The following is a 24,772-nucleotide window of genomic DNA, read 5'->3' as shown; positions in this document are numbered from 1 at the left end:
ATCTATAGCGGCCTGGGAACTCACGGGAACCGTGCCCGCTCCGTGAGCAGTGCCGGCCCGAAAACACCCACCATGCGGGAGAACCGTTACTTACGGGTGCACTGGCCCGGTGTAACGGGGTTGCTGAGGCCTGAAGCCTGCGCGGCCACGGGTTCCAGGTCTGCCATGGTGAGGGCGAAGCCCAGGGCGGCGTCAGTGGTTGTCTTAGCGAAAATGAGCCCGGCGACCTCCCCCTGCATGGTGAGCAACGGACCGCCCGAGTTGCCCGGTTGAACATCACCGGCCAACTTGTAGACCTGTTCGGGAGAAGGATTCGCGCCGTAAATATCCGGGACAATGATGGTCGAGATCCCCTGCACCGTTGCCGGCTTGGACTGGAAAGGACCGCCGTGCGGGTACCCCGCGAAAGCCGCAGGGCTGCCGTCGGGCAGGTCCGCACTCATAGGCAGCGGACTGGACTGCAGTCCATCCACGGCCAGGACTGCGATGTCCCGCTGGGGGTCGAAGTAAACCACCCGACCCGGCAACGCACCGCCGTCGGGAACTTCCACCACGGGTTGCGACACGCCCGCCACAACGTGGGCATTGGTCACGACGCGCCCGGGCGCGACGACAAATCCGGAGCCGGTCTGGTTCTGGCCGCATTCAAAGGCTGTGCCGGCGATTTTGAGCACTGACTCGGCGGCCTGGTTAAGGGCCGGGGTGTCCGTGGAGGCGTTGGGAACGGGCACCGGAGTCACAGGGCCGATGCCCTCGATGAGCTTGGGAATACCATCGCCGATCACGGTGGAACGCAACTGTGCCATGGTGCTCTTGACGGGCGTTGGAGTGATGTTGTCGATGTAGCGGATCACCCGGGAACCGGCCAGTTGCTGGGAAACAAAAGGCACACCAAGCGAACTGATGCTGAACGCCAACATGGACATGACCAGCGCCGCCACCACTACGCTCACTACGCCGCCGATCAAGCGGTCAACGGCATGCAGCGGCTTGATCCGCACGGCGTGGCGGATTTTGCGTCCGATCATGGTTCCAAGCCCATGACCTAAAGCAATAAGCACGACGGCGGCACCCACCGTGGCCGTCAGCCTCCAACCGCTGTCCGTCACCCACCCGCTCACAAGCGGCACGGCGATGAACGCTGCGATGGCGCCGACCACGAATCCCGCAATTCCACCCAACGTGACCATAAAGCCGTTGCGCAGGCCATAGATCAGGTAGGACAGGAGCATCAGGATCAATGCGAAATCCAATATCGTCAAGCCAAACACCAATGCTCCTCATAGCCGCGTAGCGCCAATTGTAGTTGTGGACCCTGACAACCAACCGTTAGTCACATCACCACGGCAGCCCTGTGAATGCTGCTCTTAGCCTGTTCCGAGGCCCTCATTTAGGGCGTTCCATGGCTGAAACCCGCGTAGTTTCAGCGTTTCGCGTGCCAAGTACGTCACAGAAGCCTAAAAATTCTGAAACAATGGCCTGAGCGCCACGACCGAAACTTATATTCAGGAGATTTCATGGACATCGAGGTATTGCGCCGCGCACCCCTCTTCGCCACCCTTGACGACGACGCATTCCGCTTGCTGACGGACGAACTCACCGAGGTGGACCTTTCACGTGGAGCTTCGGTGTTCCGCGAAGGCGACCAGGGTGACCAGCTCTACTTCATCGTTTCCGGCAAGGTGAAGCTCGGCCGCACCTCCCCCGATGGCCGCGAGTCCCTGCTGGCCATCCTCGGCCCGGGCGAGCTCTTCGGCGAGATGGCATTGTTCGACCCCAGCCCGCGTACCGCCACGGCCACCGCCGTTTCGGAGACGCGTCTGGCCGGCCTCAAGAACGAGAGCCTCAACGCACTGCTCCGCACCCGTCCCGAGGTTTCCGCGCAGCTGCTGCAGGCCCTGGCCCGCCGCCTGCGTCGGACCAACGACTCTTTGTCCGACCTCGTCTTCTCCGACGTTCCCGGCCGCGTTGCCAAGGCCCTGCTGGACCTGGCTGATCGCTTCGGCCGTCCGGCGACCGACGGTGTCCTGGTGGCTCACGAGCTCACGCAGGAAGAACTCGCCCAGCTGGTGGGCGCTTCCCGCGAAACCGTAAACAAGGCGCTTGCCGAATTCGTTCAGCGTGGGTGGCTCCGCCTCGAAGCCCGCGCCGTGGTGATTCTGGATATGCAGCGTCTTCGCCAGCGTTCCCGCTAAGCATCACATCAGAAAAGCCGCCCCGGTTGTCACCGGGGCGGCTTTTTTGTTGGCATTGAGAGAGGGTGCAGCCCAAACCCGGGGGACATGAGAGAGGGTGCGGCCCGCACCCAGGAGACGTGAGAGACCGTCCGGCCCAAACCCAGGAGACATGAGAGACCGTCCGGCCCAAACCCGGGGGACGTGAGAGAGCGTGCGGCTAGCGCTCGCGCTGGGGCTCTCCGGCGATAGTGCGGGCGGCTTCGACCTCGAGCATCAGGATTCCGCCCTCGTCCACCAGTTTGGCCTGGTACACGTGCGCTTTGCGCTTGTAGCTCAGGTAGGCGATGCAACCGTTGGCGGCCGACATTTTCTCGAGCATGATTTCGGAGCCGGGAACCAGGAGTTGGCCGAGGGTGAGGCCCACAGTATTCGCCTGGCCGATCTCGTCGCCGAGCGCCGGAGTGTCGCGGAGCGCGATCGCCTCTGCCGCGGTCACCCAGCGGCCCCACACGCCCTTGCTTTCCAGGATGCTCGGCTGCTGGTTCACCGGAACCGTGGCAGCGAAGTAGCGGGTGTTGAAGCGGGTGTGCGCGAAGTCCGGGCTCAGCCAGTTCACCAGGGGCTTCAGGAGATCGGTGCGGAGGGAAAGCCCGCGCTTGGAGAGCATCTCCGTAAAGGATTTTTCCTGCGCGGCAACTGCTTCCCGTGCCCGCATCCAGTCCACCGTGGAATTCGATTCAACAGTGGAAGATGCGTCCGGACCTGCGAGCAGCACGCCGGTTTCTTCAAAAAGTTCACGTATAGCGCCCACAACGTGACGGCGGGCGAGTCCGACGTCGTCCGTTCCCATGTGCTCAGCCCACTGCTGCGGGGTGGGGCCAATCCAACCTACGGGGTCGTCGTCGGACGGATCCAGAGAACCGCCAGGGAAGGCGACAACGCCCAGCGGCGAGGAACCTGGCCTGTAGCCAAGCCAGGTTTCCAAGCCGGTGGGTGAGTCGCGCAAGAGCACAACGGATGATGCGAAGCGGGCGGCCCTGGGGGTCCGCTCGCCGAGCTCAAGCCAGTTCCGTGCTGCCCCTTCGAGTTCGGGGGGCAGTACAAACAGGCGGCGGGCAAGCTGCGGCAATTGGGTGAACCGGTTCCTTAGCTGAATTCAGCGATGAGCTCGACTTCGACAGGAGAGTCGAGCGGCAGGACAGAAACGCCGACGGCGGAGCGTGCGTGCTTGCCGGCGTCGCCAAATACCTGGCCCAGAAGTTCGGATGCACCGTTGATAACGCCGGGCTGGCCGGTGAAGGTGGGTTCCGAGGCTACGAAGCCCACTACTTTGACGATGCGGGTCACGCGGTCAAGATCGCCGATGACGCTCTTGACGGCCGCCAGGGCGTTGATGGCGCAGACAGCGGCGTAGCGCTTGGCGTCTTCGGGATCCACGGTGGGTTCGTCGGACGCGCCCAACTCGCCGAGGGAAACTTTGCCCTTGGCTTCGAGTTTGCCGTTAATAAAGGGCAGCTGTCCGGACGTGTAAACGTAGTTGCCGGAGACGATGGCCGGAACGTAGTCCGCCACGGGTGCGGCGACCTCGGGAAGAGTCAGTCCGAGCTCAGCCAGGCGCTGCTCCACAGCGGATGTGGGGGCGCCGGATTCCGCGGGAGACGTGGTTTCTGCGGGGGTGGTCATGGTTACTGCTTCTCCCTCTTCAGGTATGCAACAAGGCCTTTGCCATCGGGGCCTCCGACAACCTGGACAAGCTCCCAGCCGTCCTCGCCCCACTGGTCCAGGATCTGCTTCGTGGCGTGAATAATGAGCGGAATCGTGGCGTACTCCCATTTGGTCATGACAGAAAGCCTAGCCCGTGCCGGTAAACTGGAAAACATGGTGACTCGCAAGAACCCACTATTCGACACTGCCACCACCCTCGGAAAGATTCTAGGCTTCCTTGGTGTGAGCGCGATTTGTGGCGTCCTCGTGGCGGGCCTTTTGGTCCCCGCAGCCGCCGTTTCGGGCAGTGCCGCCAGTGGTTCAATTCAGTTCTTTGACACTCTGCCGGCGGAACTGCAGGTGGATCCGCCCAGCCAGAACACCACGATCCTGGCGAAGGACGGTACGCCGATCGCCTCGATTTATGCGGAGAACCGGACCAAGGTTCCGCTGGACTCCATGAGCCCGTTCATCAAGGACGCTGTCATCGCGATCGAGGACAGCCGTTTCTATGAGCACGGCGGTATCGACACCACCGGCATCATGCGAGCCATCGTCAGCACCGCCCGCGGCAACAAGCAGGGCGCGTCCACCATCACGCAGCAGTATGTGAACAACGTCATCAACGAGTCCCTTGTGGCGTCCGACCGCGAAGAAGACGTCAAACTCAACGGCGGCGACAAGGGCGTGGGCGACAAGCTCCGCGAAATGAAGCTCGCCATCGCCCTGGAGAAGAAGTTCTCCAAGGAACAGATCCTTGAGGGCTACCTCAACATCGTGTTCTTCAACCGTGACGCCTACGGAATCGAAGCTGCTTCCAAGTTCTTCTTCAGCACCACCGCCAAGGACCTGACACTTCCGCAGGCCGCCCTCTTGGCCGGCCTCGTGAACAGCCCCTCGGCCTTCGATCCCATCGCGAACCCGGACAACGCGAAAAAGCGCCGCGACCTTGTACTCGCCGCAATGGTGAACCAGCACAAGATCACCCAGGCCCAGTACGACGAAGCCGTAGCAACTCCGGTCACCACCAAGGTCACCCCGGCCCGCCAAGGCTGCGCCTATGCCACCATGGCGCCGTACTTCTGTGACTACGTCCTGCACCTTCTTTTCAACAACCCGGCGTACGGCGACACCACGGACGAGCGCATCAAGCGCGTCCAGCGTGGCGGCCTCACCATCCAGACCACCCTCGATCCGACTGCCCAGACCGTAGCCCAGCAGCAGGTTGATGCCACTGCCGGCGCCAACCCGGACAAGTGGGGTGCATCGATCACCTCGGTCCAGCCGGGCACGGGCCAGATCGTGAGCATGGCCCAGAACACCGTGTGGCTTCCTCAAGAGGGCAAGTTCGATCAGACCCAGAACTTCAACGTTGACGTCCTGGATGCCGACGGCAATGACCTCAACGGCATCGGTGGCTTCCAGCCTGGCTCGACGATGAAGCCGTTCACGTTCGCCCAATGGCTGAACGAGGGCAAGTCGATGAATACCACCATCAACGCGAGCGTGCGAAAGTATGGAGTCAACTTTCCGTGGCGTAACACCTGTCCCACGCCGGTCAATGGTTTCTACGACGCCAACGTCTCAGGCAGCTTCGACCTTCAGAACTCGGACCTCGGTTACTACAAAAACATGACCGTCCTGTACGGCCTCATGAACTCCATCAACACCGCGACCTTTGCCTCGGCTTCCCAGGTTGACCTGTGCGGTATCCAGGGCATCGTGGATGCCACCGGCATTCACGGTGGACTCCCGACCCGTGATGAAGCGGGCAAGGTCACCGACCCGAACCCCAAGGTTCCGATGACCACACTGTCCAACCTGATCGGCGCTACGCAGACTGCACCCCTGACCATGGCGGCTGCTTTTGCGACCTTCGCTGCTGACGGTAAATACTGTGAGCCGATTGCCATCACGTCGGTGAAGGACCAGTCGGGCGCTGAATTGCCTGCCCAGTCCTCCAACTGCAAGGATGCCGTCAAACCTGAGGTTGCCCGTGGTGTTGCGTACGCAATGGGGAAGGTGCTGGATGAAGGTTCGGGTTCGCTGATCCGCCCAGCCCTGAACTCCAAGAACTTCCCGGTGGCTGCCAAGACCGGTACCAACGACTCCAACGGCTCAACCTGGGTTGTTGGCTACACCACCGGCCTGGCCACGGCTTCGTGGTTCGGTGATCCGCTGGACAACCAGCTCCGGCCCGGACGTAACCTGACCATCAACGGCCAGTTCTACCAGTCCATTGACGGTTACATGATTGCCGGTCCGCAGTTCACAAACTACATGTTGTCTGTGGCTCCGGCCTATGGAACGAATCCGTTCCAGCAGCCGCCGTCCAACCTGTTGGGCACGGCCGCTCCGCAGCGCAACACGACGCCGGCACCCACCACGCAGAACCCCGCACCGCCCTCCAATAACGGAAACAGCGGCAACGGGAACAATGGCAATAATGGCAACGGCAACAAGGGCTAAGCATGTCCTTCCGTGATTCACTGGCAAACCGCGTCCGCACCGTCGGGCGCGGTTTCGCCGTCACTACAGCCCTTGGTGCAACAGCCGGCGCAGCCGCCGCCGCGTATGGCTGGTGGGAGAAGGACCAATTTGAGGTCCGTCAGGAAACGTTGCCAATCCTCCCTGAGGGTTCGGCGCCGTTCCGTATCCTGCACCTCAGTGACATCCACTTCGTCCCGGGTCAGGACAAGAAGGCCCAGTGGCTTGAGTCCCTGGCTGAGCTGAAGCCCGACCTCGTGGTCAATACTGGCGACAACCTGAGCCATGCAAAGGCCATTGATCCCCTGATTCAGGCTCTACGTCCGCTCTTGGAGTTCCCCGGCGTGTTCGTTCCCGGGTCCAATGACTACTACGCCCCGCGGATCAAGAATCCTGCCGGCTACTTCCGCGGACCATCGAGGCACAAGAAGGACCCCGTCAAACTCGATTGGCCAAAGCTCCGCTCTGCGTTCGGTATGGGTGGTTGGATCGATCTGACCAACCGCGCCCAGTCGGTGGTCCTGAATGGACTCAGGTTCGATTTCTCCGGCATCGATGATCCCCACCTCAAACGCGAGCGGTACGCCGGTTGGCCCCGTGGAACCGTGAATCAGGATGCGCGCCGCCACCTGAAGGTCGCTGTGATCCACGCTCCGTACCAGCGCGTGCTGGACCACTTCACCGAAGCCGGGGCAGACCTGATCCTCGCGGGCCACACGCACGGCGGCCAGATCTGCATCCCCAGCTACGGCGCCCTCGTCTCCAATTGTGATCTCCCGACTTGGCGCGCCAAGGGCCTCCACGACTGGGAAAGCAAGGAATTCACGACGCCGGTGAACGTCTCAGGCGGCATCGGCACCTCGCGCTTCGCCCCGGTCCGCATCGCCTGCCGCCCGGAAGCAGTCTTGCTCACGCTGGTCACACAGGTCTAGTTGCGTCACATGTTGGTCAAACAGGGTGCGCATGGAGACCGCCATATGCAGAGTGAAATAGAAATGTGCCCCCTCGGCCCTGAATTACGCGCGTGCTACAGTTTCAGCATCGGGGCAGTTCTGCGCAATCTGTGACTTTTAGGGTAAAGCTCTGATGGCTAACGTGCTTTCTAAATCTATGAAATTGGGGATCAAAATGCTTAGGAAAATAGCAGCAACCACCGCTGCGGTCGCGTCCATGGTCGCCTTCGGTCTGATGGCATCTCCAGTGGCAAACGCTAGCCCGGCTCACGAGAACACGGATCCCAACGCAACCGGTTGCGCGTCTGGCGCATACGCAATTACGTCGAGGAACGTCGTGAATACGACCTACAATCAAGTCCAAGGACGAGTAGATGTCATGTACTCGCCAGCGTGTCAGACCAATTGGGTCAATCTCTACGGCTTCGTCGCTGGGAACCGTTACCAGGCAGATATTCAGAACCTTGGGTTCCCAGTCCTCAGCGTCGGTACCGTGTTTTTTGGTGCCGGCTCAGGATACAGCCGGCAGACATACTCTCCTGGTGGGTCTTGCATAGACGTAAGCTGGCAAATTCGCGACGCTGGGAGCTTGGCGCTAGAGGGGGCCGACTGGATGCGGCTTTGCTAGTCAAATAATGGATCTGCCAGACCCCTTGTCTAGTTGGAGGAGCCGTAGCCACCGGAGTCATCCGCGCTGGATGCGGCTCTTTCCGCATTTGGCTCGGTCGGTCGAGTAAACCCCACATTCTTCTGTAGGACCTTTCGCACCCATTGTTCAAGTCTCCAGGATTACGATCCTCAATAACTGGGTCAAACATTTCACCGACGTTGCGTTCTCCTGTGAAACGAATCACCCCATGGCATAGGGTAGTTGCTACGGGAAACTACCTCCGCACCATCTGAAGATCCAGCTGTTGAGAAGCGGGCATGTCCAAGCAAACGTCATTTTTCACCTCCGTCGGCCGCCTGTACCCTCATGTGCGGCCCATCCTCCCCCGCCTTTTCATGGGCCTGATCTGCGCCTTGCTCGCGAGCATTGTGGCGTTGACGATTCCGCAGGTCCTGCGCGTTCTCGTCAACAACTCCTTGCAGCCCGGCGGTTCCACGGACGCAGTCTGGATTGCCGCCGTCGTGATTCTTGCGTTGGGTGTTGCTGAAGCGGGACTGGTGGCGTTGCGCCGGCAGTTCGTCATCAACCCGGCCACCACGGTTGAGACCAGGATGCGGGTGACCTTGTACGGCCACCTTCAGGAACTCACCGTGGCGTTCCACGACCGTTGGGGTTCGGGCCAGCTGCTCTCCCGGGCCATGACCGACCTGAGCTTCCTGCGCCGCTGGATGGCCTTTGGTGCGATCATGCTGGTGGTCACCACGCTGACGGTGATCATCGGCGTCGGCGTGATGTTCTCGATGAGCTGGCAGCTGGCGCTGATCTTCCTGGGCGCGGCCGTGCCGATCATGATCAACTCCTTCCGCTTCCGCCGCCGCTTCAGCCTGGTCACCCGCCTCAGCCAGGACCAAGCCGGCGACCTCGCCACCACCGTGGAGGAATCCGTCCACGGCATCCGCGTCCTGAAGGCCTTCGGCCGGAGCCGCGAGGCACTGGAGAACTTTAATGGCCAGGCCGAGGAACTTCGCCAGACGGAGATCGCGAAAGCCAAGCAGCAAGCCGGTTTCACTTTGGTGGTCACGCTGCTTCCGGAGCTGGCCTTGGGGGTTGGGCTGGTGGTGGGCATCATGCTCGCGGCCAGCGGTCAGTTGAGCATCGGATCGCTGGTGGCATTCTTCGCCACCGCCGCTGTTGTGGCCACGCCAGTGGAGTTCTCCGGCATGCTCCTTGCCATGGCGCTGACCGCGAAGACCGCCCTGGACCGGCACTTCGAGGTCATGGACACCGAGAACACCATTACCTCGCCGGATCAGGCCGCGGTGCCGGAGACTGTGAAGGGCGCCTTGCGCTTTGAGCACGCGGGTTTCGGGTTCGACGACGGCGGCTCGCTTCTGCACGACCTCACCCTGGATATCCGTCCCGGCGAGACCATGGCCCTGGTGGGCATCACTGGCAGCGGCAAGAGCGCCATGCTCCAACTGGTCCCCCGCCTGTATGACGTCACCGAAGGTGCAGTGACGATCGACGGCGTTGATGTCCGCGACTATGACGTCGAGGAGCTTCGCAGGATAGTGGCCGTAGCTTTCGAGGACACCACGCTGTTCTCCAGCTCCGTTCGGGACAACGTGCTCCTCGGCGCTCCCGATCCCAGCGACGCTGCCTTGGACGAAGCCTTGGACGTGGCGCAGGCCCAGTTTGCCTACTCATTGCCCGATGGCGTGGACACGCTGATCGGCGAAGAGGGGCTGAGCCTCTCCGGCGGCCAGCGCCAGCGCATTGCCCTGGCCCGGGCCATCGCGGCCAAGCCAAAGGTCCTGGTGCTGGATGATCCGTTGTCGGCCTTGGATGTGAACACCGAGGAAAGGGTTGAGGCCCGGCTGCGCCAGGTACTCCGCGACACCACCACGTTGATCGTCGCGCACCGCCCTTCTACGGTGGCACTGGCGGACCGGGTGGCCTTGCTCGAAAACGGAACCATCACCGCCGTCGGGACCCATACGGAACTCTTGGCCGAAAACGATCACTACCGCTACGTCATTGCCAGCCTGGACGCAGGACCCAAGGACCTGGACACCGAAATGGACGAGCTCGAAGAAGCTGAGGAGGCCCGCCGGTGAGTGCCGCAACGTTCGGAACCGCCAACGAGGACAACACACTCCTCACCAAAGCAGACAGCAAAGCCGTACGACGCCGGTCGCTCACCTTGCTTGCCTCGCTCATCCGCCCGGTACGGTTGCGTTTCTGGATGACGATCGTCATGGTGGTGGTCTCGCAGCTCACCCGGGTTGCCGGACCTGCACTGATCGCCTTTGGGATCGACAACGCCCTCCCCGCGCTGCAGGCGGGTGACAATGGCCCCTTGGTGCTTGCTGGTTCCCTCTATCTGGCAGCTGCGATTGCCACAGCTGGAATGACGGCACTGTACGTGACCTCCACTGCCCGGTTGAGCCAAGCCATGCTGCTGGATCTTCGCCTGAGGGTTTTCCGGCATACCCAACGGCTGAGCCTTGAGTTCCACGAGAAATACACGTCCGGCCGGATCATCGCCCGTCAGACCTCGGATCTCGAAGCGCTGCGGGAACTCCTGGATTCCGGTGTCAGCTCCCTGGCCTCCGGCATGCTGTTCATGGTGTTCACCGCTTTCACCATCTTTGCCCTTGACTGGCGGAGCGGACTGATCGTCCTCGCAGCCGGCGTGCCCATGTTCTTCCTGGCCCGCTGGTACCAGAAGCATTCGCAGATAGCCTTCCGTGAGTCCCGCGTGGTCTCAGCCCGCCTGATCGTCCACTTCGTTGAAACCATGACGGGCATCCGCGCGGTGAAGGCTTTCCGCAAGGAGCGCGAGAATGCCTCCCGGTACGGCGAACTGGCCGAGGATTACCGCAAGAACACCGTCCGCTCCATCAACCTGAACGGCATCTTCCAGCCTGGCCTGGTGTTGATCGGCAACGTCTGCGTCGCCGTCGTCCTGCTGTTCGGCGGTTTCCGGGTGCTCAGTGGCGACTTGGCTGTCGGCGTCTTGCTGGCCCTCATCCTGTCCACCAAACGCTTCTTCCAACCCGTGGACCAGATGGCCATGTTCTACAACTCTTTCCAGAGCGCGCAGGCCGCATTGGAAAAGGTGTCCGGACTCCTTGAGGAAGTTCCTACCGTCCGTCCGCCCAAGAACCCTGTGGCGCTGAAGAGCTCCCGCGGCGAAATCGACTTCAAGGCCGTGGAGTTTGGCTATAGCGATGGCAAGGTTGTTGTTCCCAAGCTCGACCTGCACGTACCGGCAGGGCAAACCGTTGCTTTGGTGGGCCAAACGGGTGCGGGGAAGTCAACGTTGGCTAAGCTCGTGGCCCGCTTCTACGACGTGACCTCCGGCGCGATCACGCTGGACGGTGTGGACCTCAGGGACCTGTCCACCACCGACCTCCGCCGCGCCGTGGTGATGGTGACGCAGGAAGCATTCCTGTTCAGCGGCTCCGTTGCCGACAACATCGCACTGGGCCGGCCGGAAGCGTCGCGGGCTGAGATTGAGGCGGCTGCTGCAGCGGTGGGAGCCCACGAGTTCATCATGAGCCTCCCCGAGGGCTACGACACGGACGTCAACAAGCGCGGTGGGCGGGTGTCCTCCGGGCAACGGCAGCTCATCGGTTTCGCCCGCGCCTTCCTTGCCGCACCGGCCGTGCTGATCCTTGATGAGGCAACATCCTCTCTGGACATTCCTTCCGAGCGCATGGTGCAGCAAGGACTGTCCAACCTGCTGGAAGGAGTGGCCGGTGGCAGAGGGGCCAGGACAGCAATCATCATCGCCCACCGGCTCTCCACTGTAGAGACGGCCGACAGGGTTCTGGTGGTCCACGATGGCCGCATTGTGGAAGACGGAACACCCGCCGAGCTGATCAGTGGAGGCGGGCGGTTTGCCCAACTGCATGGGGCGTGGCGGGACTCGCTGGTGTAGCCTCCGCTGCCTCGTGGCTGTGACAAGGGACACCGGCTCCTCGATTTCGCATCACGGGACGTTTCGGCTATTCTTGAACAGTTGCTTTCGCAGCGGATCGGGATGTAGCGCAGCTTGGTAGCGCGCTTCGTTCGGGACGAAGAGGTCGCAGGTTCAAATCCTGTCATCCCGACCAAACAAAGAGGGTCTTCCATTGGAAGGCCCTCTTTTGTGTTCCCTCGACAATCGCTGTACTCAAGAGATGGCAGGGGATTTCCAATCTGCCAGGGCAAAAAGAAACCCCGGGGCATCGCTCGTCACGCCCCGGGGTTTTCTTAACTACAATTGCTTTACATAGGGTCGGGCCAGTTCCCAATGGACATCGGCGTGTATGTGGTGTCGGTTGACTTGGTCGGCGCCGCCACACGCATCGGATCCGGCCAGTTACCAATGGCGCTTACTGTGCTTGAATCTGCAGCAGGAGCAGCAGAGACTACACCGGGAGCCGCAACCGCGAACGTCAGTGCGCCCGCCACGGCCACTGAAGCGATGATTTTCTTGAACATGATGTTGTACCCCAATGCGAGTCGGATTCGTTACGGAAATTGCACGGTCCCTGTTGACATACATTGTAAAATGTTTTCCACAGAGACTGTCAAGGTTTTGGTCAAAAGACACCTGTAGGAGGGACCCGTGGGAAACGGATTCGGCGAGAAGCTACGTGCCGAACGGCTCGAACGTGGGTTAACGCAGGCTGAGCTCGGCAAAAACCTGTATTCGCCCAGCTACATTTCGCTGCTTGAGACCGGCCGCCGTGAACCCACGGCCGAGGTCATCGAAGAGCTTGCACGCAGGCTCGAACTCGCTCCGAAGGCCCTGGAAGCGTGGAGCCAACCCGTTTCCGTGAGTGACGCGGAGTACGTCCTTGCCGGCCTGTATGCCCGGCAAGCCTGGGATCTTCGCGACTACCAACTCGCCGCCAGCCATGCAGCCACCGCCGCGCAGATTGCCCTCGAAGCCAAGAACAACAGCGCCTGGTGGAACATGACATACATGCAGGCCGAGTGCGTGATGAAGCAAGGCCAATTGAAGGAATGCCAGCAGATTGTTGAGCACCTCCTGGAGCACCCCATGGCCACGGAATCCGCGGGCCTTGGAGTGCGCGCATGGCAGATGCTTGCCGCTGTGTGTCACGGACAAGGTCAGCTGGCCACCGCCGTCGAGCATGCCAAGCAAGCCGTCAAACTCAGCGAGCAGCTGCCCAAGGGATCCACGCTCATCATCGGTGCGCACCGCGCACTGATTGGTGCACTTGCCGAGAGCGGCAAGCTTGATGAGGCCTGGGAGTACTGCCTGGCCATGATCGAGCACATGGACGAGCACTCCATGTCCCAGCTCGCCGGCGAGGTGGCCTGGGTGGTGGGCAACGTTGCCTTCATGCGCCACGACTATGTGGAGGGCATCAAGCACCACGAGCGCGCAGCCAAGCTCCTCTCCCCCGCCAACGACATTGAGCTGTGGGCGCGGTTCAACAAGGCTTCAGCGGCGGTCCGGCTTTCCTCCGGCATCGTGGAGCCGGAAACGCTCTCCGCCATTGAACGTGCAGAACTCGCGTTGTCCATTGTGGGCGGGAACAAGACGGACCAGCTGGAGGTCGCCTTCATCCGCGCACGCTGGCTGTACCTGACCGGTGACATTCCGGCCGCCGTCGGAAAGCTCCGCGAAATTCATGCAGACCGCAAGGTCCTGGCCAAGCACACCGCGGGGGAAGTCTCGCTGTTGCTGGGCAAGTCGCTCAAAGCAGCCGGCGAAGCCTCCGAGGCACTCCAGTTCCTTGAAGAGGCGCAGCATGATTTCAGCGCGGCCGGAGCCTCAGACAGGGTCCAGCAAGCAATGGATGCAGTCCTGGAGATCCGCCTGGCCGAGCGCCGTGCCGCGAAGGAACACTCGCAAGCCTGATCCAACCCCAAGCCTGATTAACCAAGTAAGTCGCAATCAAGCGCGTTTTGAGGGGTCAAAACGCGTCTAATTGCGACTCAGTTGGGTGCTTCTAGGCGAAGGTGCGGCCCGTGAGTTTCTCGTATGCCTCAACGTAGCGTGCACGGGTGCGCTCCACTACCTCAGCGGGCAACGCCGGCGGCGGAGTGTCGGAGGACTTGTCCCAACCCGACTCTGCGGAAGTCAGCCAGTCGCGGACATACTGCTTGTCATAGGACGGCTGCGACTTGCCCGGCGCGTAAGTGGACGCATCCCAGAAGCGTGAAGAATCCGGGGTGAGGACTTCGTCGCCCAGGGTGATGATGCCGGTTGCTGCGTCGATGCCGAACTCCACCTTGGTGTCGGCCAGGATGATGCCGCGTTCACGGGCGATCTCCTCGGCGCGGGTGTAGATCTTCAGTGTGAGCTCGCTCAGGCGGGCTGCGATATCGTCGCCCACCATGGCTACGACGTCGTCGTAGGTGATGTTGACGTCGTGCTCGCCCACCTCGGCCTTTGCCGACGGCGTGAACAATGCCTTGTCCAGGCGGGAACCGTCCACCAGGCCCTCGGGCAGCGGGATCTCGCAGACCGTGCCGTGTTCCTTGTACTCCACCAGGCCGGAGCCAGTGAGGTAGCCGCGTGCGATGCACTCCACCGGGAACATATCCAGCTTCTTGCAGATCATGGCCCGGCCCTCGACGGCGGCAGGTACGCCACCCTCAACCGTGGAGGCCAGCACGTGGTGCTCAACCTCCAACTGGTCGAACCACCACAGGCTCAGCTGTGTCAGGACACGGCCCTTGTCCGGGATCTCGCTGCTCAGAACGTGATCGTAGGCGCTGATGCGGTCACTGGCCACAACCAGCACGCACTCCTGGCCGATCTTCTCCGTGATGGCCTCATCTGCCGGAACGTAGAGGTCCCGGACCTTTCCGGAGTAGACGTGGGTCCAGCCTGGAAGATCCAGGGTCTCGGTCTCGAAACCGCCGGTGGGAAGAGAATCAGTCATGCTCAGGCCTGCACTTTCGGAATGGTGCCGGTAGCGGTGTACGGCACGCGGATTTCGCCGCGTGCGGCCTTGCCTCCGATGTCCGTGCGGAACTGTGAGCCTTCAAGCTGAACCAGCTCCACGCCGTCGTACGCTTTTTCGCGGGCCTCCACCAGATCCGAACCGAGCGCCACAACAGCCAGGACGCGTCCGCCTGCGGAGACCACCTTGCCTTCGTCGTCCAGCTTGGTGCCGGCGTGGACCACGTGGACGCCGTCCAGCTCGTCAACCTTCTTCAGTCCGCGGATGCGATCGCCGGTGCGGGGCGCGTCCGGGTAGTTTTCGGCGGCCACGACGACGGCGACTGCCGTGTCCTTGGACCAGCGCAGCTCTTCTGCGGTGTCCAGTTCGCCCTTGGCAGCTGCCAGCAGCAGCGCACCGAGCGGGGTCTTGAGGCGGGCCAGGACGGCCTGGGTCTCGGGGTCCCCGAAGCGGACGTTGAACTCAATGACGCGGGTGCCACGGGACGTCAGGGCGAGGCCGCAGTACAGCACGCCCACGAAGGGAGTGCCGCGGCGGGCCATCTCGTCCACTGTGGGCTGGGCGACGCGGTCGATGACTTCCTGGACCAGGCCCTCCGGAGCCCATTCGAGCGGGGTGTAAGCGCCCATGCCACCGGTGTTGGGGCCTTCGTCGTTGTCGAAGATGCGCTTGAAGTCCTGTGCCGGGGACAACGGGACAGTGGTGCGGCCGTCGCAGAGGACAAACAGGGAAACCTCGGGGCCGTCCAGGAATTCCTCGATCACCACGGTTCCACCGGCGTCGAAGCATGCCTGGGCATGAGCCAGGGCTTCCGCGCGGTCCTTGGTGACCACCACGCCCTTGCCTGCTGCCAGCCCATCGTCCTTAACAACGTGGGGCGCACCGAAGGTGTCCAGGGCGTCGGCTGCTTCCTCGGCGTTGGTGGCAACGCGGGCCATGGCCGTGGGGACGTTGGCTTCGGCCATGATCTGCTTGGCGAAGGCCTTGGAGGCCTCCAGCTGGGCAGCTTCCTTGCTGGGACCGAAAACCGGAATCCCGGCTTCACGGACGGCGTCGGACACACCGGCAGCCAGCGGCGCCTCGGGTCCTACAACAACCAGGTCCACTGCCAGCTTGGTGGCGAGGGCGGACACGGCTTCCGGGTTGTTCCCGTCAATCGCGTGGGTGGGAACGAGTTTGCTGATGCCCGCGTTGCCCGGGGCCGCGTGGACCTCGGAAACGTTGGGATCTTCAAGCAGAGAGCGGACAATGGCGTGTTCGCGGCCGCCTGGGCCAATGACGAGTACCTTCACAGTCTTCAAGGGTACTTTGTGAAGGGCGCGCGGCCTAAGCTGTGTCACTCCCCGGACCCTGCTGCGCCCTAGACTTGGCTTATGCCCATGAGTTCGCATGAAACGTTCAACGTTGAGTCTGCGGTGGAACTGGCAGTGATCGAACGAAGTGGCTTTATTGAGTCCCGGCACATCGGCGCGGCCGTGGTTCTTGCCGGTGACGGCTCGGTGGTCACCCGTCTTGGTGACATCGATGCCCCCATCCTGGCCCGCTCCACCCTCAAACCTTTCCAGGCGCTGGCCTCCATGCAGTCGGGCGTGCCCTTGCGCGGCGCCCAGGTTGCTGTTGCCTGCGGCAGCCACACCGGTTCCCTTGACCACATGGATGTTGTGGAGGGGATGCTCAAAGCGGCGGGTGTCAAGGAAGAGAACCTCCAGTGCCCCAGCGCGTGGCCGCAGGACGAAACGGCCCGCAATTGGCTGGTCCGGTCCGAGCGCGGAGAGTCCAGGCTGGCTTTCAACTGCTCCGGCAAACACGCTGCCTTCCTGTGGGCCTGCACGGAGAACGGCTGGGACCTCCGCAGCTACCTCGAACCGAACCACCCGCTTCAGCAGCGGGTCCGGTCCGTCATTGAGGAATACACCGGAGAAACCATTTCCCACTTGGGGATCGATGGCTGCGGCGCACCGGTTGCCGCCGTGTCACTGACCGGGCTGGCCCGCGCCTATTCACGCCTGGCCAAATCCCCCGGTGACAAATCTTCCAATGCACGCGCGGCCACCATTGCCACGTCCATGTTGGACTACCCTTGGGCTGTCCAGGGCCGGGGCGAATCCAACACCGTGGTCATGGAAGAACTCGAAGTCCTGGCCAAGATCGGCGCCGAGGGCGTCCTGGTCCTGGCCACCCCCACGGGCGCTACGGTAGCCGTGAAGATGCTGGACGGAAACCTCCGCGCCACAACCCTGGTAGGGCTGACCCTCCTTGCCGTGAGCGGCGCCGTAGACATCCCCGCAGTTTCGAACGTCCTGGAACGGGTAGTTGAGCCCGTCCTTGGCGGTGGACGCACGGTGGGCAGGATCCGGTTGGGCCATGCAGTGTCCGCCCTGTTGGACTAGTAGCTGGACCAGTAGTTATGACGGACCAGTAGTTAAGAAGGAAAAAATCCATGGCAGTTGCACGACGCCGCGTTGATATCTCCGAGGGCCGCGCTGCGCTGGCAGCCTGGCAGGCCGCCGTCGAGCCTTCCCACAGTGAAGGTGAGCCGGGCGGCGCTGCCGGGACGCCGCCGTCGCGCGCTTTGATTGCGACGGCGGTGCGTTACTCCCTGGAGGAGGTCACCGCCCGCGCGCCCGGGAATTCCGTGGAAGTCCGTGTGCCGCCGTTCGGGGTGACGCAGTGCGTGGAGGGGCCCCGCCATACGCGCGGCACTCCCCCGAACGTCATAGAGACCGACGCCGCCACCTGGCTCTCGTTGGTCACCGGCACCCTTTCGTGGGCGGACGCCGTTTCAACCCACCGGGTCATGGCGTCGGGCTTGCGCGCCGATCTCTCCGGATTGCTTCCCCTGTAGGGCTCCTTGCATAGCCGATGCCCCCAAGACGGCGTCTTGGGGGCATCGGCTGGGACAACTATTCGGTTGGTCCGGGCACATCGTCGAGTCCGGGCACACTGTTTAGTCCGGGCACGTCTCCCTGTCAGGGCATATCGCCTAGTCCGGGCAAATCGGCGTGGTTGGCTTGCCGGGTTTGCTCATCTCGAATTGCGGGATGGCGTCGGCAGCCGGGCCTCCGCGGAATTTCGGTGAGGGTTCCTGGCCGCCGCTGATCCGCTCCAGTTCCTGCTGGGCAAAGAGTTCTTCCTTGCCGAGCATGATGGCCGTGTCCTCGTTGGTGATTTCGCCGTTGAAAGCACGGACCATAACGCTGCGGTCGAACTGGCCTTCCCACTTGGCCACCACGAACGTTGCCACGCAATTGCCGAGCAGGTTGACCACGACCCGCATGGAGTCCATGAGGCGGTCGGCTCCAAGGAGGAGCGCGACGCCGGCAACCGGGAAGATACCCAGGGCGGCGGCTGTCGCGGAGAGCGCCAGGAAGGACGAGCCGGGGACGCCGGCCATGCCCTTGGACGTCAGGAGGAGGACACCCAAGGCCGCCAGTTGCTGGCCGAGGTCAAGGTTGTGGCCGAAGGCCTGTGCCAGGAACAGCAGCGAAATGGAGAGGTAGATCGCGGCGCCGTCGAGGTTGAACGAGTAGCCGGTGGGAACCACCAGGCCTGTGGTGGCACGGGAGCAGCCGGCGTTGGTCAGCTTGGTCATGATGCGCGGCATCACAGCTTCGGTGGACGCGGTGCCCAGTGCCAGCAGGAATTCCTCGCGGGTGTACTTGAGGAATTGCCATAGTGGAACGCGTGCAAAGCCCCAAGCCACTACGAACAGCAAGCCAATGAAGATGATGGCCGCTCCGTAGCAGGCGGCTATCAGGAGCGCATAGGTGCTCAGCGTACTGATCCCGTACTGGCCGATAATGAAGGCCATGGCACCGAAGGCGCCGATGGGGGCAACCCTCATGATCCAGGACATGATCTTGAAGATCAGTTCGAGGACAGTTTCCATGAGGCTGATGACCGGCAGGCAGCGTTCGCGGCCGATGACCACAATGGCCGCGCCGAAGAAGACTGAGAAGAACAGCACCTGAAGCAGGCTGTTGTTGGCAAAAGCACCGATCACGCTGACGGGAATGACATCCAGGATGAACGCCGCGGCGTCCTTGGGGACGGCATGACCGGTTTTGGCGTCCAGTGCGTCCTGGGAGAGCGAAGCGGGGTCGATATTAAGGCCAGCACCAGGCTGAACGATGTTTCCTACGATGAGTCCGAAGACAAGGGCAAAAAGAGTGGCGCCGGTGAAGTACAGGAGCGCTTTGACCCCGACCCTTCCGACCGCTTTGACGTCGCCCACTGCCGAGATGCCCGTGACGATCACGAGGAAGATCAGCGGGGCGATGATCATTTTGATGAGTTGAATGAATCCATCGCCCAGTGGCCGAAGGGCGGACCCAATGGTCGGCCAAAAATGACCGATGAGCACACCTGCGACGACGGCGATCAGGATTTGAAAAAAGAGCGACTGGTACAGCCGCTTTTTCTTCTGCGGGGCCGAACTCGCCTTCAGCGCCGCGGAGTCTGGGATCTTCATTGTTCTGAACCAATCAGTTGTGAACAGCCTCACATTTTGTGGGGGTTTTTCAAATGTAGGCCTGCTTGTTCCATTCCGCAAGGGGGAATTCAGTTTCCATATTGTGGAAGTCACATTTGGTTTTTTGTACAGGTGATGCCCCAAAGGACGAGTCATGAGGGCATCAGCTGTACAAAAACCTCAGCCCGTCCATCCCTGTTTACGGAGCCCCTGGGATACCCGGGCCACCACCCACTTCCTGCCATGCGTCATGTCGATCTTGTTGATCTTTACCTGTCGCCAGCCAGCCTCTGAGACGCGCTGATCCCGATAAGCATCCAGAGCCTGCTGCTCTGGTAACAGATGATGAAGGCCCTCGTACTCAAGGCAGATCCGATACTCCGGGCATCCCAAGTCAGTCCACACCGGTTTGCCAAGCGCATCGTCTACCCGGCAGTTTGGAACGAATGCAGGAAGCCCGGCCTCTTCAAGCAAGAGCCGGAGCTTGGTTTCCGGCGGAGAATCAACACCCACGCGAAGCGACTCCAACGCGACGCGAGCCTTGCGGACGCCGTGGACACCGTTGGCCTTCTCCACGAAACTCTTGAGGGCTTGAAGGGAGACAAGCGCCACCCGGGGAGGGCCGAAGGTGCGGCTGTGCTCGCTGATAATGGCATCCCCGACCACGATCAAGTCGTCCATCGGCAGCATCGTGGCCAAATCCACCCAGGTTCGTGCCACAGACGTGAGGATAACCCCCTCCAGATCTGTGAGATCACCGTCCCTCAATGTCAGCCGATGGCCGGCCACTCCCCTCCGCCGAGGCAACGATCCATCCCTTGGCCGCGAGAGATGGATAAATCGTCCCGGCTCCCGAAAATGAGGGCCGCTCTTTGGTCCGCAGGGAATAGGTTCGACGACGGCGGTCACCGGCCCGCCGTCGTCGGGCCTGAACTGCGCCCAAGAGGGCAGCGGCAATCCCAGCACCTCAGCGGCACTGTTGTGGCTCAAAAAGTCACCCTGACGGAGGTCAAGGTGGGGCCGGGCAACCTCCAGCAACGTCTGCGTCCGCTGCGGCACGCGGAGTCCCCGGCTGGGCACCAGAAGGTCCGATGCCCGGAGCCTCTTTGGGGCAACTCCAAATTCCGCAGCCGCAGCCAGAGTAAAGGCTTGGTCAGAAAGAGCCGGGGGAAGGGAAGACAACGGGCGCATGCCCCATTGAGTCACAACCGCTGAGGCGAGAAAGAGTTATCCACAGACCAGCTCCCTCAGACCGGATGTTTTGTACAGCTAATGCCCGGAAAGGGCGGTTTTGAGGGCGTTATGTGTACAAAAACTCGCTAGCCGCGGCCCACAAAGGGCATGCCGGCAGCAGTCACCACCACGGACCCCACGCTGGCCGAGGCCGGCATGTTGGCCATCATCAGCACCACCCGGGCAGCGTCATCCACCGGGAACATTGGCTCAACCTTGCGGCTGCCATCGGCCTGCAGCGCCCCGGAGCCCACGCCGATGGTGTCCATGATCTCCGTGCGGGTATTGCCGATGTCGATCTGCCCGCACGTGATGCCGAATTCCCTGCCGTCGAGCTCGATGCTCTTGGTCAGGCCCGTCATCGCATGCTTGGTTACCGTATAGGCCACGGACCTTGGCCTTGGCGAATGCGCCGAAATGGAGCCGTTGTTGATGATGCGGCCACCCTGGGGCTCCTGGGCTTTCATGGCCCGCACTGCCTCGGCCGCACACAGCATGGAACCGGTGACGTTCACGCGAAGAGTCGCTTCCCACTCCTCCACGCTGATCTCGCCAACGTCGCCGGCCGGTCCGAAGATGCCCGCATTGTTGAACAGCACATCAACCCGGCCCCAGCGTTGGCGGACCTCCCCGAAAAGGCGGGCGACGTCGTCGGGCGCTGTGACGTCGCACGGAACTGCCAGCGCTTCCGGATGGCCTCCCGCAGTTTCGAGCAGCTGCGCCCCACGACGCCCGGCCAGCGCTACGCGGTAGCCCTCGGCGAGCATGAGCCGGGCAACTGCCCGCCCAATACCCGAACCCGCCCCGGTAACGACGGCGACCCTGGGGTCTGCGGGCAGGCTGGAGTCAGTCATATGGTTGCCTTTCAGGGACGTACTTTGCCTCAGTGTGCCGCGTCGGCAGGCTGGGGTCCTGCGTGGGTTGAGGCCACGGTTATCGGCCAGCCTATGACAGTCTTGGGACGCGGGGTGGCATACGTCCTGACCTTCGAGGTGGACAGGCCCAGGCGGACCAGGGATTCTGCGATGGTGACTGCCGCGGCCACACCATCCACTACAGGAACGCCGGTGCGCTGACGGATCTCCTCGTCGAGACCGGCCATGCCACCGCACCCCAGGACAATGACCTCGGCTTTGTCATGGTCGACCGCTTGTTCGGCCTGGCCCACGATCGCTTCAACGGCGCGTTCCGGGTATTCCTCCAGCTCGAGCACGGCCATGCCACTGGCCCTCACAGAAGCACACCGGGCATCGAGGCCGGCAAGCTTGAGGCGGTCCTCGATCAGCGGAACCGCGCGGTCAAGCGTGGTGACCACGGAATACTTGTGACCCAGGAACATCGCCGTGCTGGCGGCTGCCTCGGTGATGTCGACCACCGGGACGTCCAGGAGTTCCTGGAGGCCTTCGCGGCCGTGCTCGCCATAGCCGGCCTGGATGACGGCGTCGAATGGTTCGGGATAGTTGACCACGGCGTCCATGACGGCGATCGCGGCAAGGTAGCTTTCGAAGTTTCCTTCACAGGAGTCGGCGCCGAACCGCGGGGTAATGCCAATGATTTCGGTGCCGGGGGCCGCTGCAGCACGGGCCTGCGCGGCGATGGAGTCCGTCATGGACTGGGTGGTGTTGACGTTTGCGACCAGGATGCGCATGGTTTTCCTTCCAACGGCAATGCCCGTCCCTGCCGGCCGGCCCGGATCCGTTTGCTGGGATCCGGGACGGCGTGGAGGACGGGCGGTGCCTTGATGATGGGGGTCAGTGAGTACTGGCGACGGCGATCGGCTCGCCGGAGACGTCCTCGTGGACCTGCTTCTTGTCAGCCACTGCGAAGAACGTGAGTGCAGCAACGCCTGCACCGATAAACCAGGCGAACGGTGCTGCGGCTGCCAATGCCGGAACAAAGGCAATGGCAATTGCGATTGCTGCCGCCGGAATCATGGCGATGATGGCCTTCGGGTTCACTCCGCGCTTGTAGAAATAGGCGCCCTTGGGGTCATCTGTGTAGAGCTCAGGGACGTTGACCTTGCCGCGACGGACCAGCCAGTAGTCGGCCATGATGACGCCGAACAGCGGTCCAAGCAATGCGCCGAGGCCACCGAGGAAGTACACGATGACAATGGGGTTGTTGTAGAGGTTCCACGGCAGGATGACCAAGCCGATGGTGCCACTGACCCAGGCTGCCTTGCGGAAGTTCAGGTGCCGCGGGAAGAGATTGGTCAGCGCATAGACCGGAGCAACGAAGTTGGCCATCAGGTTCACTGCCACTGTCAGGATCAGCAGGGCAAGGCACGCCAGGACCAGCAGAAGGGTGTTCGGGATGCTCTGGACGATGTCCGACGGGCTCTCGATGACCGTTCCGTTGATCTTGTATTGGCCACCGGCCATGACAACCACAATGGCGCCAAAGACGAGCATGTTGATGGGGATGCCCCAGAAGTTTCCCTTGACGATTGACTTCTTGGAGGTGGAGGACCGCGTGAAGTCGCAGAAGTTCAGGACGAACGTTCCGTAGATGGAGACCCAGAGCGCGCCGCCGGCGAAGATGGTCAGCCACATTTCCCCACCTTCAAGGCCCTTGATGCCGGACCACTGGATGGCGCCACCGGCTTCGATGAAGACCCACACGGCGATTGCGGCCATGGTCACCAGGATGACCGGGCCGGCGAAGGCCTCGTACTTACGAATCATCTCCATGCCAAAGCTGACGATGACCAGCTGAACGATCCACAGGGCCACGAAGGAGAGCCAGCCCAAAGTTGAGAGGCCCAGGATGGAGTTGCTGTCCAAGTCCTTCAAGCCGGGGGCCATGGCAACCAGCATGACGCGAAGGACCACAGAGGCCAGGTACGTCTGGATGCCAAACCACGCTACGGCAACGGCGCCGCGAACCAAGCTGGCAATTTGAGCTCCGCGGATGCCGAAGCTGATGCGGCTCATGACCGGGAAAGGAACCCCCGTCTTCTGTCCCATGAATCCGGAAAAGTTCAGGAGGCCGAACAGCAGTATGGCGCCGATGCCCAGTGCCACCAGGATCTGCCACCCGCCCAGTCCGAGGGAGAACAGGCCAATGGCGAAGGCATAGTTACCCAGGCTGTGGACGTCGTTGGCCCAGAGGGTAAAGATGCTGTAGCTGGTCCACTTGCGGCCCTTGGCTTTAGTCGGCGCAAGGTCAATGTTGTAGAGGCTGGGGCTGATGGTACGGCCTGATGCTTCGGAAGCAATGGCGCAGAGGTCAGTGTTTCCCACGACCGGGTGGTTGGGGCCACCTGCGTTTGGTTCTCCCGGAGTCTCAGTGACGCCGACTGATGAAGTCGTCTGCATCGTGGATCTCCACTTCGTACTGATTCCACATTGCGGAATCTAGTTATTGAATAGTGAAAGCACTCTATGACTCAGGTCACGTAACGTCAAGGATTCGCCGTGTATGCAGGGTCACATTCGGTTGCTTGGGCAACGGTTTCCCAGTTGACTGTTTTGGTTACGCAATCCGTGTTGACGCTGCCCATCAGCAGACGTAATCTCGAATTGCAGAATTTTATTCTCACAATACGAAATTCCTTGAGCGCCCCCACAGAGCAAGCGCCCAGACATTCAATGAAGAGAGGTTGGACGTGGCTGCAGGAGAAGAGACCTCACACATCCTCAGCGGGTTGACTGCCCAGCTGCCTGATCGTGATCCGGAAGAGACCGCTGAGTGGATTGAGTCCCTTGATGCGTTGATCGCGGAGCAGGGTACCGAGCGTGCCCAGTACATTATGCGTTCGTTGTTGCAGCGTGCCGGCGCGAGGTCGGTGGGTGTGCCGATGGTGACGACCACTGATTATGTGAACACGATCCCGGTGGACCAGGAAGCAGAGTTCCCGGGGAACGAGGAGTTCGAGCGCCGGTACCGGGCGTATATGCGGTGGAACGCCGCGGTGATGGTCCACCGTGCGCAGCGGGCTGATATTGGTGTGGGCGGGCATATCTCCACTTATGCCGGTGCCGCGACCTTGTATGAGGTGGGGTTCAACCACTTCTTCCGCGGCAAGGACCACCCCAGTGGCGGGGACCAGGTGTTCTTCCAGGGCCACGCTTCCCCTGGCATGTACGCCCGCGCGTTCATGGAAGGCCGTCTCACGGAAGAGGATTTGGACGGGTTCCGGCAGGAAAAGTCCAAGGCCGGCCATGCCCTGTCCTCGTACCCGCACCCGCGGTTGATGCCTG

21 protein-coding genes, 1 tRNA gene and 1 pseudogene are annotated in these 24,772 nt (G+C 62.0%); 11 read left to right on the top strand and 12 right to left on the bottom strand.

Annotation, left to right across the window (positions count from 1 at the left end; all coding sequences use genetic code 11):
* Positions 1 to 86: 86 nt before the first annotated feature.
* Complete coding sequence (locus tag BLQ01_RS00115; RefSeq protein ID WP_026541390.1) at positions 87 to 1,271, bottom strand: MarP family serine protease; 1,185 nt, start codon at positions 1,269 to 1,271, stop codon at positions 87 to 89.
* Between the two features lie 246 nt (positions 1,272 to 1,517).
* On the opposite strand from BLQ01_RS00115, the gene BLQ01_RS00110 reads away from it, so the two are divergent.
* The gene (locus BLQ01_RS00110) at positions 1,518 to 2,195 is read left to right on the top strand and encodes a Crp/Fnr family transcriptional regulator (RefSeq protein ID WP_011775987.1); all 678 of its coding nucleotides are present in this window, start codon (positions 1,518 to 1,520) and stop codon (positions 2,193 to 2,195) included.
* Between the two features lie 199 nt (positions 2,196 to 2,394).
* Here the strand turns inward: BLQ01_RS00110 and BLQ01_RS00105 are convergent, their stop codons facing one another.
* Genes BLQ01_RS00105 through BLQ01_RS00095 form a run of 3 tightly spaced genes read right to left on the bottom strand, consistent with a single transcriptional unit; the run spans position 2,395 to position 4,018 of the window.
* Complete coding sequence (locus BLQ01_RS00105) at positions 2,395 to 3,306, bottom strand: NUDIX hydrolase (protein ID WP_026541391.1); 912 nt, start codon at positions 3,304 to 3,306, stop codon at positions 2,395 to 2,397.
* Between the two features lie 17 nt (positions 3,307 to 3,323).
* Positions 3,324 to 3,860, bottom strand: a complete 537-nt coding sequence (locus BLQ01_RS00100) for a RidA family protein (protein WP_026546555.1) — start codon at positions 3,858 to 3,860, stop codon at positions 3,324 to 3,326.
* Between the two features lie 2 nt (positions 3,861 to 3,862).
* Positions 3,863 to 4,018, bottom strand: a complete 156-nt coding sequence (locus tag BLQ01_RS00095) for a Sp36 family protein (RefSeq protein ID WP_011775990.1) — start codon at positions 4,016 to 4,018, stop codon at positions 3,863 to 3,865.
* A 37-nt stretch (positions 4,019 to 4,055) separates the two neighbouring features.
* On the opposite strand from BLQ01_RS00095, the gene BLQ01_RS00090 reads away from it, so the two are divergent.
* The 6 genes from BLQ01_RS00090 (at position 4,056) to BLQ01_RS00065 (ending at position 12,052) form a co-directional block, all read left to right on the top strand.
* Positions 4,056 to 6,350, top strand: coding sequence for a transglycosylase domain-containing protein (locus tag BLQ01_RS00090; RefSeq protein WP_254779070.1), 2,295 nt, complete (start codon positions 4,056 to 4,058; stop codon positions 6,348 to 6,350).
* Positions 6,351 to 6,352: 2 nt separating this feature from the next.
* A complete protein-coding gene (locus BLQ01_RS00085; RefSeq protein ID WP_091549674.1) occupies positions 6,353 to 7,300 on the top strand; it encodes a metallophosphoesterase in 948 nt (315 codons plus the stop codon).
* 154 nt (positions 7,301 to 7,454) lie between these two features.
* A complete protein-coding gene (locus BLQ01_RS22820; protein ID WP_091549673.1) occupies positions 7,455 to 7,949 on the top strand; it encodes a DUF2690 domain-containing protein in 495 nt (164 codons plus the stop codon).
* 299 nt (positions 7,950 to 8,248) lie between these two features.
* Positions 8,249 to 10,048, top strand: coding sequence for an ABC transporter ATP-binding protein (locus tag BLQ01_RS00075; RefSeq protein ID WP_091549672.1), 1,800 nt, complete (start codon positions 8,249 to 8,251; stop codon positions 10,046 to 10,048).
* Complete coding sequence (locus BLQ01_RS00070) at positions 10,045 to 11,877, top strand: ABC transporter ATP-binding protein (RefSeq protein ID WP_091549671.1); 1,833 nt, start codon at positions 10,045 to 10,047, stop codon at positions 11,875 to 11,877. The genes BLQ01_RS00075 and BLQ01_RS00070 overlap by 4 nt, the downstream gene beginning before the upstream one ends.
* Positions 11,878 to 11,975: 98 nt before the next feature.
* Positions 11,976 to 12,052: transfer RNA gene (locus BLQ01_RS00065), tRNA-Pro, on the top strand.
* Positions 12,053 to 12,206: 154 nt separating this feature from the next.
* On the opposite strand, the gene BLQ01_RS00060 is transcribed toward BLQ01_RS00065, so the two are convergent.
* Entirely contained in the window at positions 12,207 to 12,422 is a 216-nt protein-coding gene (locus BLQ01_RS00060; RefSeq protein WP_026546560.1) for a hypothetical protein, read from the bottom strand.
* A gap of 127 nt (positions 12,423 to 12,549) precedes the next feature.
* Here BLQ01_RS00060 and BLQ01_RS00055 point away from each other — a divergent pair, with 127 nt between their 5' ends.
* Positions 12,550 to 13,815 carry a helix-turn-helix domain-containing protein gene (locus tag BLQ01_RS00055; protein ID WP_026541398.1) on the top strand — a complete coding sequence of 422 codons (1,266 nt, stop codon included), beginning with the start codon at positions 12,550 to 12,552 and terminating at the stop codon, positions 13,813 to 13,815.
* Positions 13,816 to 13,906: 91 nt separating this feature from the next.
* Here the strand turns inward: BLQ01_RS00055 and BLQ01_RS00050 are convergent, their stop codons facing one another.
* Positions 13,907 to 14,845 carry a phosphoribosylaminoimidazolesuccinocarboxamide synthase gene (locus BLQ01_RS00050; protein ID WP_026541399.1) on the bottom strand — a complete coding sequence of 313 codons (939 nt, stop codon included), beginning with the start codon at positions 14,843 to 14,845 and terminating at the stop codon, positions 13,907 to 13,909.
* A gap of 2 nt (positions 14,846 to 14,847) precedes the next feature.
* Positions 14,848 to 16,158: a phosphoribosylamine--glycine ligase gene (gene purD, locus BLQ01_RS00045; RefSeq protein ID WP_026546562.1), complete on the bottom strand. Its 1,311-nt coding sequence runs from the start codon at positions 16,156 to 16,158 to the stop codon at positions 14,848 to 14,850.
* An 81-nt stretch (positions 16,159 to 16,239) separates the two neighbouring features.
* Here purD and BLQ01_RS00040 point away from each other — a divergent pair, with 81 nt between their 5' ends.
* Positions 16,240 to 17,256, top strand: a complete 1,017-nt coding sequence (locus BLQ01_RS00040; RefSeq protein ID WP_026541401.1) for an asparaginase — start codon at positions 16,240 to 16,242, stop codon at positions 17,254 to 17,256.
* A gap of 50 nt (positions 17,257 to 17,306) precedes the next feature.
* Positions 17,307 to 17,711: a sterol carrier family protein gene (locus BLQ01_RS00035; protein WP_091549670.1), complete on the top strand. Its 405-nt coding sequence runs from the start codon at positions 17,307 to 17,309 to the stop codon at positions 17,709 to 17,711.
* A 138-nt stretch (positions 17,712 to 17,849) separates the two neighbouring features.
* Here BLQ01_RS00035 and BLQ01_RS00030 read toward each other — a convergent pair whose 3' ends face one another.
* The 5 genes from BLQ01_RS00030 to BLQ01_RS00010 form a co-directional block, all read right to left on the bottom strand.
* On the bottom strand, positions 17,850 to 19,337 hold the full coding sequence (locus BLQ01_RS00030; RefSeq protein WP_026541403.1) for a cation:dicarboxylate symporter family transporter: 1,488 nt from the start codon (positions 19,335 to 19,337) through the stop codon (positions 17,850 to 17,852).
* Positions 19,338 to 19,517: 180 nt separating this feature from the next.
* On the bottom strand, positions 19,518 to 20,018 hold the full coding sequence (locus tag BLQ01_RS00025; protein WP_254779066.1) for a hypothetical protein: 501 nt from the start codon (positions 20,016 to 20,018) through the stop codon (positions 19,518 to 19,520).
* Between the two features lie 638 nt (positions 20,019 to 20,656).
* A complete protein-coding gene (locus BLQ01_RS00020) occupies positions 20,657 to 21,424 on the bottom strand; it encodes an SDR family oxidoreductase (protein ID WP_091549669.1) in 768 nt (255 codons plus the stop codon).
* Positions 21,425 to 21,453: 29 nt separating this feature from the next.
* Positions 21,454 to 22,218: an aspartate/glutamate racemase family protein gene (locus BLQ01_RS00015; RefSeq protein WP_091549668.1), complete on the bottom strand. Its 765-nt coding sequence runs from the start codon at positions 22,216 to 22,218 to the stop codon at positions 21,454 to 21,456.
* 103 nt (positions 22,219 to 22,321) lie between these two features.
* Positions 22,322 to 23,887, bottom strand: coding sequence for an NCS1 family nucleobase:cation symporter-1 (locus BLQ01_RS00010; RefSeq protein ID WP_091549667.1), 1,566 nt, complete (start codon positions 23,885 to 23,887; stop codon positions 22,322 to 22,324).
* A gap of 290 nt (positions 23,888 to 24,177) precedes the next feature.
* On the opposite strand from BLQ01_RS00010, the pseudogene BLQ01_RS00005 reads away from it, so the two are divergent.
* Positions 24,178 to 24,772: pseudogene (locus tag BLQ01_RS00005) on the top strand (pyruvate dehydrogenase (acetyl-transferring), homodimeric type); the annotation flags it as partial.

It is taken from the genome of Arthrobacter sp. UNCCL28, from assembly GCF_900102805.1.
Taxonomy (GTDB): Bacteria; Actinomycetota; Actinomycetes; order Actinomycetales; family Micrococcaceae; genus Arthrobacter; species Arthrobacter nicotinovorans_A.
Note: the sequence above shows the minus strand (reverse complement) of the source record. Positions and strands in the feature narration are given on the sequence as shown.

Bases quoted from the DNA above. Each gene is read 5' to 3' on its own strand.
- BLQ01_RS00110 (WP_011775987.1), top strand. From the start codon at position 1,518: ATGGACATCGAGGTATTGCGCCGCGCACCCCTCTTCGCCACCCTTGAC.
- BLQ01_RS00040 (WP_026541401.1), top strand. From the start codon at position 16,240: ATGCCCATGAGTTCGCATGAAACGTTCAACGTTGAGTCTGCGGTGGAA.
- BLQ01_RS00090 (WP_254779070.1), top strand. From the start codon at position 4,056: ATGGTGACTCGCAAGAACCCACTATTCGACACTGCCACCACCCTCGGA.
- BLQ01_RS00030 (WP_026541403.1), bottom strand. From the start codon at position 19,337: ATGAAGATCCCAGACTCCGCGGCGCTGAAGGCGAGTTCGGCCCCGCAG.
- BLQ01_RS00050 (WP_026541399.1), bottom strand. From the start codon at position 14,845: ATGACTGATTCTCTTCCCACCGGCGGTTTCGAGACCGAGACCCTGGAT.
- BLQ01_RS22820 (WP_091549673.1), top strand. From the start codon at position 7,455: ATGGCTAACGTGCTTTCTAAATCTATGAAATTGGGGATCAAAATGCTT.
- BLQ01_RS00025 (WP_254779066.1), bottom strand. From the start codon at position 20,018: ATGGACGACTTGATCGTGGTCGGGGATGCCATTATCAGCGAGCACAGC.
- BLQ01_RS00035 (WP_091549670.1), top strand. From the start codon at position 17,307: ATGGCAGTTGCACGACGCCGCGTTGATATCTCCGAGGGCCGCGCTGCG.
- BLQ01_RS00075 (WP_091549672.1), top strand. From the start codon at position 8,249: ATGTCCAAGCAAACGTCATTTTTCACCTCCGTCGGCCGCCTGTACCCT.
- BLQ01_RS00015 (WP_091549668.1), bottom strand. From the start codon at position 22,218: ATGCGCATCCTGGTCGCAAACGTCAACACCACCCAGTCCATGACGGAC.
- BLQ01_RS00085 (WP_091549674.1), top strand. From the start codon at position 6,353: ATGTCCTTCCGTGATTCACTGGCAAACCGCGTCCGCACCGTCGGGCGC.
- BLQ01_RS00100 (WP_026546555.1), bottom strand. From the start codon at position 3,860: ATGACCACCCCCGCAGAAACCACGTCTCCCGCGGAATCCGGCGCCCCC.
- BLQ01_RS00095 (WP_011775990.1), bottom strand. From the start codon at position 4,018: ATGACCAAATGGGAGTACGCCACGATTCCGCTCATTATTCACGCCACG.
- BLQ01_RS00060 (WP_026546560.1), bottom strand. From the start codon at position 12,422: ATGTTCAAGAAAATCATCGCTTCAGTGGCCGTGGCGGGCGCACTGACG.
- BLQ01_RS00020 (WP_091549669.1), bottom strand. From the start codon at position 21,424: ATGACTGACTCCAGCCTGCCCGCAGACCCCAGGGTCGCCGTCGTTACC.
- BLQ01_RS00010 (WP_091549667.1), bottom strand. From the start codon at position 23,887: ATGCAGACGACTTCATCAGTCGGCGTCACTGAGACTCCGGGAGAACCA.